Source organism: Rhodopseudomonas palustris, from assembly GCF_007005445.1.
Classification (GTDB): domain Bacteria; phylum Pseudomonadota; class Alphaproteobacteria; order Rhizobiales; family Xanthobacteraceae; genus Rhodopseudomonas; species Rhodopseudomonas palustris_G.
The window spans coordinates 2994460-3006038 of sequence record NZ_CP041387.1; the positions used below are offsets into that span (position 1 = coordinate 2994460).

General features: G+C 65.2%; 11 protein-coding genes. 5 read left to right on the forward strand and 6 right to left on the reverse strand.

The window, feature by feature from the left end:
- Nucleotides 1–333: 333 nt before the first annotated feature.
- On the reverse strand, nt 334–642 hold the full coding sequence (locus tag FLL57_RS13710; RefSeq protein WP_047308136.1) for a polyhydroxyalkanoic acid system family protein: 309 nt from the start codon (nt 640–642) through the stop codon (nt 334–336).
- A gap of 176 nt (nt 643–818) precedes the next feature.
- Here FLL57_RS13710 and FLL57_RS13715 point away from each other — a divergent pair, with 176 nt between their 5' ends.
- Nucleotides 819–983 (forward strand): DUF3309 family protein, encoded by a 165-nt coding sequence (locus FLL57_RS13715; RefSeq protein ID WP_013501467.1) that lies wholly within the window; start codon nt 819–821, stop codon nt 981–983.
- Between the two features lie 83 nt (nt 984–1066).
- On the opposite strand, the gene ligD is transcribed toward FLL57_RS13715, so the two are convergent.
- Nucleotides 1067–3811 (reverse strand): DNA ligase D, encoded by a 2745-nt coding sequence (gene ligD / locus FLL57_RS13720; RefSeq protein ID WP_142883162.1) that lies wholly within the window; start codon nt 3809–3811, stop codon nt 1067–1069.
- 133 nt (nt 3812–3944) lie between these two features.
- On the opposite strand from ligD, the gene FLL57_RS13725 reads away from it, so the two are divergent.
- Both FLL57_RS13725 and FLL57_RS13730 read left to right on the forward strand, forming a co-directional pair.
- A complete protein-coding gene (locus tag FLL57_RS13725; RefSeq protein ID WP_142883163.1) occupies nt 3945–4829 on the forward strand; it encodes a Ku protein in 885 nt (294 codons plus the stop codon).
- Nucleotides 4830–5168: 339 nt separating this feature from the next.
- On the forward strand, nt 5169–6128 hold the full coding sequence (locus FLL57_RS13730; RefSeq protein WP_142884215.1) for an IS110 family transposase: 960 nt from the start codon (nt 5169–5171) through the stop codon (nt 6126–6128).
- A 65-nt stretch (nt 6129–6193) separates the two neighbouring features.
- Here FLL57_RS13730 and FLL57_RS23560 read toward each other — a convergent pair whose 3' ends face one another.
- Nucleotides 6194–6625 carry a DUF6496 domain-containing protein gene (locus FLL57_RS23560; protein ID WP_142883164.1) on the reverse strand — a complete coding sequence of 144 codons (432 nt, stop codon included), beginning with the start codon at nt 6623–6625 and terminating at the stop codon, nt 6194–6196.
- 63 nt (nt 6626–6688) lie between these two features.
- The gene (locus tag FLL57_RS13740) at nt 6689–6946 is read right to left on the reverse strand and encodes a sulfurtransferase TusA family protein (protein ID WP_047307771.1); all 258 of its coding nucleotides are present in this window, start codon (nt 6944–6946) and stop codon (nt 6689–6691) included.
- Between the two features lie 126 nt (nt 6947–7072).
- Between FLL57_RS13740 and mobA the strand changes: the two genes are divergently transcribed.
- Nucleotides 7073–7693, forward strand: a complete 621-nt coding sequence (gene mobA, locus FLL57_RS13745) for a molybdenum cofactor guanylyltransferase MobA (protein WP_047307770.1) — start codon at nt 7073–7075, stop codon at nt 7691–7693.
- A gap of 112 nt (nt 7694–7805) precedes the next feature.
- Here the strand turns inward: mobA and FLL57_RS13750 are convergent, their stop codons facing one another.
- Nucleotides 7806–8858, reverse strand: coding sequence for an alcohol dehydrogenase (locus FLL57_RS13750; protein ID WP_142883165.1), 1053 nt, complete (start codon nt 8856–8858; stop codon nt 7806–7808).
- Between the two features lie 79 nt (nt 8859–8937).
- Nucleotides 8938–9927 carry an NAD(P)H-dependent flavin oxidoreductase gene (locus FLL57_RS13755; RefSeq protein ID WP_185966144.1) on the reverse strand — a complete coding sequence of 330 codons (990 nt, stop codon included), beginning with the start codon at nt 9925–9927 and terminating at the stop codon, nt 8938–8940.
- Between the two features lie 84 nt (nt 9928–10011).
- Between FLL57_RS13755 and FLL57_RS13760 the strand changes: the two genes are divergently transcribed.
- A complete protein-coding gene (locus FLL57_RS13760) occupies nt 10012–11574 on the forward strand; it encodes an AMP-binding protein (RefSeq protein WP_142883167.1) in 1563 nt (520 codons plus the stop codon).
- Nucleotides 11575–11579 lie beyond the last annotated feature (5 nt).

The following is an 11579-nucleotide window of genomic DNA, read 5'->3' on the forward strand; positions in this document are numbered from 1 at the left end:
AGCGAACTCGAATTCTGCCCCTCGCACCGAATTCCACAAAGCCCTGCTCGCTTCGAGATTCCAGGTTCGCGCTGCGCGCGCCCCGGAATGTCTCGGGGAGACGTGCGGCAACACCATGACCATCGACTGCTTTGGCGCGATTGCACACGCCCCCACAAAACACCGAGGCCGCCCGGGAGCTGGAGCCGGACGGCCTGACGGGGTTTGTGCCGATCAGGAAATCGGTTCCCTCACCCGCACGACCAGGATTCCAAGATTCGGTTACTTACAACTTAACGCAATTGCCGATAACTACTTTCTGCAACGCCACAATTTGGTGCAGCGCACAGGCCGTCATTTCTTCTCCAACATCAAATGACCGCGCTTCTGAATCGCGACACGCGCCGCGTCGGCGAACTTCTGCAGCAGCCACGGCAGGCGCACTTCGAGTCGGACGTGATCCTCGGCGACGTCGACCTGACCGGCAGCGACCTGACCGAGCGCACGGACGCGAAACAGCATCTGGTCGCCGCGCCAAGTCTCTTCGTCCACCTTCAAAATCGGTACGTTGATCGCCGCGCGGCTGAGGCCGGTCTGTAGCCGCCGGCGTGCTTCGTCGCGGCCGAGGCGATGGGGAATCGATACGACAAGCGGAGCTGACATCGCGGCGTCCTCGTCACTGGAGCGGATTGATGTCTCCCTATCTAGGCACGTCTTGCGACAACAACAGGGCGTCGCGCACCACGCAGAGTTTCGGCCGCGGAACCTTCATTGTTACGCCGTGTTCTCCTTCCGACAGGCGGAGCATTCGGGCGATCCGCCGCGACAAGGAGAGCAAGATGTCCATCGGCACTATCATCCTGATCATCCTGATCATCGCCTTGCTGGGCGGTTTCACCGGAGTCGGCGGCGGGCCGTTCTACGGCACTGGTTACTACGGCGGCGGCGGTCTCGGCCTGGTAATCGTGATCCTGCTGATCTTGCTGCTGCTCGGCAAGATCTGACGCACGGCATCGTTCCGTTGGCTGATCGACAAGGTCGTGGCCGGGCTCGAACGCCCGGCCATCGCGCATCGAAAAACGGCCGCCTACTTCCGACCCGACGTCAGCGCCTTGATCGCCGGCTTCAGCGGAGTGTCCGCTTCGTCGTAGTCCGTCCACGCTTTGGACCGCTTGATCAGCGCGGGCACCGACTCGATGGTGTAGCGCTTGGGGTCGAGACCGGCCTTCACCTGGGACCACGTCACCGGCATCGACACCGTGGCGCCGGCGCGGGCGCGCGGCGACAGCACCGCGACCGCGGTCGACATCCGGTCGTTGCGCAAATAATCGAGGAAAATCTTTCCCGTACGCTTCTGCTTCGACATGTTGAGCAGATACTGCTCGGGACTGTCCTCGGCCATCTGCGCGCACACCGTTTGGGCAAACGTCTTGGCAGCCTTCCAGTCGACACTGTCATCGGGCTTCAGTGGCACCACGACGTGCAAGCCCTTGCCGCCGGTGGTCTTGCAGAACGTCGCGAGCCCCAGCGCTTCGAGACGCTGCTTCATTTCCTTGGCGGCCACGATCACCTCGTCGAACCCGACCTCGGGCGCCGGATCGAGATCGAATACCAGCCGTCCCGGCACGTCGTAGCGGTTCGGCGCGCAGTTCCAAGGATGCAACTCGACGCCGCCGATCTGCGCCACGGCGATCAGGCCTTCGAGGCGGTCGATCTGCACATACGGCTTGCGATCGCCGGAGACCTTGGCCAGTTCGATCAGGTTCGACATTCCCGGCATGGCGTGCCGCTGAAAGAACAGCTCGCCGCCGATGCCGTCGGGCGCGCGCACGATCGAACACGGCCGGCCTTTGATGTCCGGGATCAGCCAGTCGCCCACTTCGGCAAAGTAATCGGCCAGATCGCGCTTGGTCACCGCGCCGCTGATCTCGCTCTCCGGCCACAGCTCCTTGTCGGGCTTGGAGATCACCACGCCCATCACCTCGGACCGGGCAGCGTCGGCGCGGCGGGGCGCGGCGCGCTTGCCCGCAGCCTTTCGCGGCTTCGCCGTCTTGGCGGCCCGGCGCTTCGGCTTTGGTTCGGCCAACTCGACCTGCTGCGGCGCCTCGGCTTCGACCTCCGCAGCCGGCTTGTCGGCGCGCAGCCCCTTGAAGGCCGCCTGACGCACCATGCTGCCGCCGGTGAAGCCGGCGAATTCGATCTCGGCGACCAGCTCCGGCGTCACCCAGTGGACGTCGCGTGTCTTCTTCGGCGCATTGGCGCCGCTGAACGGATTGCTATCGGCTTCATGCGCCTTCAGCTCGGGCAGGATGCGCTTGACCACATCCTGGCCGAACCCGGTGCCGACGATGCCCACATAGGCGAGGTCATCGCCGCGGTGAACGCCGACCAGCAGCGAACGGAATTTGCCGTTCGTGGTCTTCCAACCGCCGATCACTACCTCGTGGCCGGCGCGGCACTTCGCCTTGGTCCAGGCTCCGCTGCGGCCGGAGCGATACGGCGCATCGAGCTTCTTCGACATGATACCTTCGAGCGACAGCTTGCAGGCCGACTGCAGAATGGCGTCACCGCCGGTTTCAAAATGCTCGACGTAGCGGATCAGGCCCTCCTTGCGACGGCCACGTGCGGCCTTCAGCAAAGCGGCAAGCCGCTCCTTGCGCTCCGACAGCGGCAGCCGGCGCAGATCCTCGCCCTCCGCATAAGGCAGATCGAATGCAAAGCAGATCAGATTGTCGGTGTCGCCGTCCGACAGCGCCGCCTGCAGCGCGGCGAAATCCGGCTGGCCGTGCGAATCCAGCGCCACCACCTCGGTGTCGATGATCGCGTCCGGCAGCGACGCCGCTTCTTCCGCGATCGCGTTGAATTTGCCAGTCCAGTCGAGGCCCTTGCGCGTCAGCAGCTTGGCTTGCCCCTGCTCGATGCGGAGCTGCATCCGGTAGCCGTCGAACTTGATCTCGTGGCCCCAGCCCTCGCCGCCGGGCGGCCGTTCGACCGAGGTGCAGAGCTGCGGCGGCACGAAATCCGGCATGGCCGCGTGCGTGCCACGAACAGCTGACTTACTCCGCGCCGCGGGTTTCGCGGACTTCGCAGGTTTCGCTTTGGCAGGCGTCTTCGGCTTGGCTTTCGTCGCCTTCTTCGCAGCGCCGGTTTCCGCGCGCTGATCGGCCGCAAGCCCGGTGTTGGAATCCCACACCGCATCCGCCGTCACCTTCGCGGCCGCCTTGCGCAGCATGAACGGCTTCGGTGCCTTGCCCTTGCCCGCCGCGATCGTTTCCATGGCGCGGCCCGAGGCGACCGAGCGGTCGTCGTCGAGCACGGTGTTGGCGTCGCCCTCGCGGGCGTCATCGTCGCGGTGCTTGATCAGCAGCCAATTGGTGCGCTTGCCGCCATTGCGGTCGTGCCGCATCCGCACCAGCACCCAGCTGCCATGCAGCTTCTCGCCGTGCAGGGTGAACTTCAGGTCGCCCTTTTTGAAGCCGCGCTCGGGATCGTCGCACTCCCAATAGCCGCGGTCCCAGAGCTGCACCGTGCCGCCGCCATACTGGCCCTTCGGGATCGTGCCTTCGAAGTCGCCGTAGTCCAGCGGATGATCCTCGACCTCGACGGCGAGGCGCTTGTCGTGCGGATCGAGCGACGGCCCCTTGGTCACCGCCCAGGACTTGAACACGCCGCCATATTCCAGGCGCAGGTCGTAGTGCAGACGGGTGGCGTCGTGCTTCTGGATCACGAACCGTCGCTGCTTCGAAGGCGCCACCTTGGCGTCGCCGCGCGGCTCCGCGGTCTGCTCGAAGTCGCGTTTCTTGCGGTAGATGCTGAGCTTGTTGCTGGCCACCGTCGCTCCTTACTCACCGCCGACCGGCTGGGCAGGACAGGAACCAAAACCCGGGATGCCCGTTCAAGTTCCACCCATGATAGCATCGACGTGACCGCCCGGTCGCGACTGCTCGAGCCCTCGGAGAACTCCCATGCCTCGCGCCTATTGGAAGGGCACGCTGAAGCTGTCCCTCGTCACCTGCCCGGTGGCGCTGTATCCGGCCACGACCAGCGTCGAGAAGACCCGCTTCCACATGATCAATGCGGAAACCGGCAATCGGCTGAAGCAGCAGATGATCGACGAAGACACCGGCGAGGTGGTCGAGAAGGATCAGAAGGCCCGCGGCTACGAGGTGCGCAAGGGCAAGTACATCGAGATCGAAAAGGACGAACTCGAAGCGGTGCAGATCGAAAGCTCCCACACCATCGACATCGACAGCTTCGTGCCGGCCGACGAAATCGATCAGCGCTTTCTCAATCATCCGTATTACATCGTGCCCGATGGCAAGGCCGGCACCGACGCCTTCGCGGTGATCCGCGACGCGATGAAGGACAAGGGCCGCGTCGCGCTCGGCCGCATCGTCCTCACCAACCGCGAGCATGTGCTGGCGATCGAGCCATTCGGCAAGGGACTGCTGGCGACCACGCTGCGCTACCCTTACGAGCTGCGCGATGCGGACGAGTATTTCGACGGCATCAAGTCGCCGAAAATCTCCAAGGACATGATCGAACTCGCCGGCCACATCCTCGAGACCAAGGCGGCGCGTTTCGATCCAAAAAAAATCAAGGACGAATACGAGACCGCGCTGAAGGCCCTGGTCAAGCGCAAGGCCTCCGGCAAGTCGATCAAGCTCCCCGAACCCGAGGAGAAGGAGAGCAACGTCGTCAGCCTGATGGACGCGCTGAAGCAGAGTCTCGAAGGCGGCAAGTCCGGAGCCAAGACCGGCAAGGCCCACGGCCGCCGCAAAGCCTCCCGCTCCTCCGCACGCACCACCAAAGCCCGCCGCTCCAACGCGAGGCAGCGCAAGGCGGGGTGAGTTGGCTTAGCTCGCGCGGCGCGTCATGCTGCTCTGATAGCTTAGGACGCCTTGAAGCTCTGCCCCACACGTCATTCCGGGGCGCGAGCGCTAGCTCGCGAACCCGGAATCTCGAAGTTATTTTGCAGCTGCGCTGCCGAACCGTCAGTGCCCTGAACCTCCAGATTCCTGTATCTGCGAGGTGCTGGTGCATAGTCAGCACGACGGAGGCCGCTCGGTAGATTCCCGGCCGATCATCTCGCCGTAACCCGGTGCGGGCGCCTCTGTCGGTGTTGCTTGATCGAACAGTCGCACGGGCATTGCCGTTGCGGTGATCGCCCGCATACAGGACCGATGCCCATGACGATTGCAGTGCCGCTTGCGGTTGCGGCCGGCGTCGATGCCGGCCAACGTTTTCTCGATGTCGCGCTGGCTCCGTCGGGCCAGACCTTCCGAATGCCTAATCTGGCCGAGGGCATCGCCGAGATCATCGCCCGCCTCGAACGCTCCGGCGTCAGGCGGGTGGTTCTGGAGGCGATCGGTCCCTATGCCGAACCGCTTGTCAAAGCGCTTTCGGTCGCCGGCTTCGAAGTCGGTATCGTCAATCCGCGCCGGATCAAGGCGTTCCGCGAGGCCGAAGGCGGTCGCGCCAAGACCGACAGGCTGGACGCGCGGCTGATTGCGCGCTTCGCTCTGACTATGCCCGAGACCCTGCGCCCCCTGCCCACCGACACCCAACTCGAGCTGAAAGCGTTGTCGCTCCGACGCCGCCAGCTCACCGAGATGATCGCGATGGAGAAGACCCGGATGAAGCAGGTCCGTGGCACGCTCCTGCTCGATAGTCATCGGGCCGCGATCGCCGCGTTGTCGGCGCAGTGCCAAGCCATCGAGGCCGAACTCGCCAGGCGCATCGGCGACGACGCCGAACTCCGCCGCGTCCTTCACATCCTCAAATCGATCCCCGGCATCGGCGAACGGGTGGCCACGCTCCTCATCACCGACCTACCCGAACTCGGCCAGCGCGATCGCAAGGCCATCGCCAGCCTCGCAGGGCTCGCGCCGCACGTCAGCCAATCCGGCGCAGCACCGCCTCGCGCCGCCATCGCCGGCGGACGTCCTTGCGTTCGCGCCGCCCTCTACATGGCCGCCCTGGTCGCCGCCCGCCACCACCCCAAGCTCCGCGACGACTACAACGCCCTTCGCCTGCAAGGAAAACCCGGAAAGGTCGCGCTCATCGCAATCGCCCGAAAACTGCTCGTCACAGCCAACGCACTCGTCAAAGCCGACACGCCATATCAAGGTAAGACCCTTGACACATGAGACAGTCGCCGGGTTCGCTTGCTACGCAAGCGCCCCGGAATGACTCGCGCTTGGGTGGTACGTGTTCAGTCCGACGACTTCTTCTTGGCAGACTTGTTCTTGCCAGACTTGCGCGACGACGATTTGCGGCTAGACGATTTTCGCGCGGTGGATGTTTCGCGCGTGCTGGATGACTTCGACGACTTGCGGCCCGATGACTTCTTCGTCCCGGCCCGCGTGCTGCTGGACTTCGTCGTCCTCTTGGTCGTCTTCTTCGTCGTCTTACGGCCGGACTTAGTGGCCTTCTTGCTCGACGTCTTCGCGGCCTTCTTACCGGTCTTCTTCTTTGGCACCTTCGCGCCTTCGGCGCGGGCTTCCGACAGACCGATCGCGATCGCCTGTTTGCGGCTCTTGACCTTCCTGCTGCCGGAGCCGCCGCTCTTCAGCGTGCCGGCCTTGCGCTTCTTCATCGCGCGGCCGACCTTGGCGGACGCCTTCTTGGAATATTTCCGGGCCATGATCTCCTCCCTACGGAACGAAGATCAATGATGCCGGTCGGCGATGGTTCCTTGGCGGAGCTATCAGTCCTGCGCACCGTCCACAGCCGGTGCGCTGGCGAGCTTCTCGATGACGAACACGATCATCTCGTCGCTGCGTTCACTCGCGGTGATGCGATCGCCGGTCTCGCCGATCAGCACCGGAATATCGATCAGCGCCATCGGATCGGTGCAGCGGACTTCCAACACATCGCCGGGCTGCAAACGCGGCAGCGCCTTGCGGGTCTTGAGCACCGGCAGCGGGCATTTCAGCCCGGTGAGATCGAGAACAGTCTTGGCCATGGCGGCGGACGATGACGAAGCCGCGACGCGCGGTCAATTGCCTTCGGCCTCGTTCTTATTGCCGAGCCGCGCCATGGTGAGCTAACCACGGGCATTGCCGAGTGACGACGTGGCGCGGAGTGCGCAATGGCTGATGTTCGACCACCCGCCGTCATCCTGGCCGGCGGCCTTGCCCGCCGGATGGGCGGCGGCGACAAGCCCCTGCGGTCGATCGCCGGCCGGCCGCTGCTCGCGCATGTGATCGACCGCCTGCAGCCGCAATGCGGCGTGCTGGCGCTCAACGCCAATGGCGATCCGAGCCGGTTCGGCCCGTTCGGCCTGCCGGTGATCGCCGATACGGTGCACGGCCTCCCCGGCCCGCTCGCCGGCGTGCTGGCCGCGATGCAATGGGCCGCGACGGCACAGCCGGACGCGCATCATGTTCTGACCGTGCCGGGCGATTGTCCGTTTCTGCCGCGCGATCTGGTGGCCCGGCTCGATCAGGCCCGACGCGCCGGGAGTGCCGAGATCGCCGTGGCGGCGTCGGGGGGCCATCTGCATCCGGTGATCGCGCTATGGCCGATCGCGCTGCGCGACGCATTGCGAACCGCCCTGATCGACGAGGACATCCGCAAGGTCGAACGCTTCACCGCGCGTTCTCCGCGCGCCGAGGTGGAGTGGCCGGTCACGCCATTCGATCCGTTCTTCAACGCCAACACGCCGGAGGACGTCGCGGAAGCCGAGCGCATCGCCGCTGGCGATCAATAGCAGGACATCTCCCCGTCATTGCGAGCGGAGCGAAGCAATCCAGCCGCGTGCACCGAACTGGATTGCTTCGTCGGCTTCGCCTCCTCGCAATGACGAAGGCGATGTTCGAGGCCTACGGCGTCAGCACCGCGCGGCCGACCAGCTTGCCCTTCTGCAGATCGAGCAGCGCGTCGTAGGCTTGCGGCAAGGTCACCTTGGTGACCGGGATCGGCGACACCTTCTTGGCGCGGACGAGGTCGAGCAATTCCTGCGTCTCGGCAAGATTGCCGACATAGCTGCCCTGGATGGTGATGGCGCGCATCGGGATGAACGGCAGCGCCCATGGCGCGCCGCCGCCGAACAGGCCGACGATCACCAGCTTGCCGCCCTTGGTGAGACAATCGAAGCCGAGCTGCGCGGTCTGCGGATTACCGACCAGATCGAGCGCGCCGCGCACCGGACCTTTGGCGATGGCCGCGATCTGCGCCAGCGCGTCCGGCGATGCCGCGTCGACGGTGCCGAGCGCGCCAGCTTTCTGTGCCGCGTCGCGCTTGGCTGCGTCGATATCGACCATGATGGCGCCCTTGCCGCCCATTGCTTTAAGCAGCTCCAGCGCCATCAGTCCGAGTCCGCCGGCGCCGAAGATCACGATCGGGCTGTCGAGGCAGAAGTCGAGCTTCTTCAGCGCGCTGTAAGTGGTGATGCCGGAGCATGCATAGGGCGCCGCGGTGACCGGATCGAGACCATCGAGGCTGAGCAGATAGCGCGGATGCGGCACGATCAGTTCGTCCGAATAGCCGCCGTCGCAATACACGCCGAGAAACCGCGGTTTCAGGCACATGTTCTCGTCGCCGGCCTTGCAGACGTCGCATTCGCCGCAACCGATCCACGGATACACCAGCGCGACCTCGCCGATCTTGGCGTCCTTGGCATCAGGACCGGCGGCGACGATTTCACCGACGGTCTCGTGCCCCATCGTCAGCGGCAGCGCGACGCCGCGGTCCTGCAGCGACAGCCGCTTCCGGCCGTGGCCGAGTTCATACCCGCCTTCCCATATGTGCAGATCGCTATGGCAGATGCCGGCGGCCTTGACGCGCACCAGCACCTGCGTGCCGGTCAGTTCCGGCGTCGGCCGGTTGTCTTCGCTCAACGGTTTGCCGAAATCGGTGACGCGAAAGCTCCTCATGGCGTAGTCTCCCGAGAGTGTTCTTGTTTATCGCCGAAGCATGCCACGGCGCCGCACGGCCGTCGATGGCCGGCGCAGCTTACGCCGCGTTGCGGAATTCGGCCGAGGTCTGCGCCACCAGCTCGGCGATCGGCACGATGCCGCCGATGCCGGACGCCGAATGGCCTGCGCTCCAGATGTCGCGCCACCGCTTCGGCCGATCCTCGCGTGCGCCGACATCGATGTCCTTGCCGATATCGATGCCGCCGCGCTCCGGCAGATCGTCCGGGTCGAGCCCGGCGGCGACGATCGAGGGCCGCAACATGTTGGTCTGTAGCCCGGTGAACGCTTTGGTGAGCAGGATGTCGTCGGCGCTCGCCTCTACCAGCATCGCCTTGTAGCGCGGGTCGGCGAGGCTCTCTTCGGTGGCGATGAACTTGGTGCCCATGTAGCCGAGATCGCAGCCGAGCGTCATCGCGGCGCGCAGCGCGACGCCGTCGCTGATGCCGCCGGCAAGCACGATCACGCCGTCGAAGAATTGCCGCACCGCACGCACGAAGGCGAACGGATTGAGCCACCCGGTTTGTCCGCCGGCACCGGCGGTGAGCAGCACCAGGCCGTCGACGCCGGCCGCTGCCGCGCGTTCGGCATGACGGATGCTCGCAACGTCGGCCAGCACCATCGCGCCGACATCGTGCAGCGGCGCGATCACCGGCTGCGGCGAGCCGACGCTGGTGATCACCACCTCCGGCCGTTGCTGCAGCAGCAGCTTCAGATCGTCGGCGAGCCGCGCGTTGGAGCGATGCACGATCAGGTTGGGGCACCACGGCGCGGCGCGCCGGCCGCTCGCCTGCTCGTGTGCCGCGATTCGGCGGTTGATCTCGCCGAGCCAGTCACCGAGTTGTTCCGTCGTACGGCAATTCACCGTCGGGAACGATCCGATCACGCCGCTACTACATGCCGCAGCCACTAGATCGACGCCCGATACAAGAAACATTGGTGCCGCAATCAGCGGCAAACTGAGACGATCACCGAAGCGCGCCAGACGGTCGGATGATTTCACGGCAGTTTCCTCCTGCTCTGTTTGCATCGGCAGTGGTCTGCCGTGCTAGTGTCGTTGCCGAACATTGGCACGCCCAATAGCCGATGACAAAGACAAGGGAGACACGACGCCATGACTGCCGAGCTCAACGCTTTTCCGACCGCAAGCACGCAGACATTGCGGGCACTGGCGCGCTATCCGTCGCGCACCGCGTTCGCCTGGCCCGGCGGCAGCTTGAGCTATCGCGGCGCCACCGACATGATCGGCAGTATCCAGAAGGTGTTCATGGGGCTCGGCCTGCCGCCCGGCACGCGGGTCGCGCTGCTTACCGCCAACCGTGCCGAGACCTGGTGCGCCGGCGTCGCGGCGCAGCTCTGCCGCTTCGCCATCACCTGGCTGCATCCGCTCGGCTCGCGCCAGGATCAGCTCGATCAGATCGAGGACTCCGAAGCCGCGGTGCTGATCGTCGACGCTGCGGCTTTTCTGGAGCGCGGCGGCGAGCTTGCCGCCCAGGCGACCGGCCTGCGCCACGTCTTCACCATCGGCCGTGCCGACTACGGACTCGATCTGCTGATCGCGCTGGATCAGGCCGGCAGCGCCACGGCGCGCGACTTTGCGCGGCTCGATGACGTCGCGGTGCTGAACTACACCGGCGGCACCACCGGCAAGTCGAAGGGCGCGCTGCGCCACCATCGCGAGAACGCCGGCTTCGCCAATGCGATCCTGGCCGATTTCGAAATCCCGTTCGATCCCCGCTATCTCACCGTCGCGCCGATCAGCCACGTCGCCGGCACCAAGGTGCTGCCGTCGCTGATCCGCGGCGGCACCATCCACATGATGAAGGGGTTCGATCCCGAAGCGGTACTGCAGACGATCGAGCGCGAGAAGATCAATTTTACGCTGTTCGTGCCGACCATGGTCTATGTGCTGCTCGACCATCCGTCGCTCGCCAAGACCGATCTGTCGTCGCTCGATCTGGTGCTGTACGGCGCCTCGCCGATGTCGCCGACGCGGCTGATCGAAGGCATCGAGCGGATTGGCCCGGTGTTCTCGCAGCTCTACGGCCAGACCGAGTGCTATCCGGTGTCGGTGCTGCGCAAGGCCGATCACGATCCGAAGCAGCCGGAGCTGTTCCTGTCGTGCGGCTTCCCGATCGCGGCCTGCGATGCCCGGATTCTCGATGAGAACGATCAGGAAGTGCCGCTCGGCGAGGCCGGCGAGATCTGCGTGCGCGCGCCACACGTGATGGCGGAATATTGGAAGCGCCCGGAGCAGACCGCCGAAACGCTGAAGAGCGGCTGGCTGCACACCGGCGATATCGCCAAGCAGGACGACCGCGGCTACATGTACATTCTCGACCGCAAGAAGGACATGATCGTGTCCGGCGGCTTCAACATCTTCCCGCGTGAGGTCGAAGACGTGTTGTCGACGCATCAGGATGTCGCGATGGTCGCGGTGGTCGGCGTGCCGGACGACAAATGGGGCGAAGCCGTCACTGCGGTGGTGGTCGCCAAGCCAGGCACCAAGCCCGATGAGCGCGAACTGATCGAACTGGTGAAGACCCGCAAGGGCTCGGCGCATGCACCGAAACAGGTCAAGTTCGTCCCCGAACTGCCGATGACCGGCGTCGGCAAGATCGACAAGAAAGTCCTGCGCGCCGGCTTCTGGGCCGGCCGCGACCGGATGGTGGGGTAGTTCCG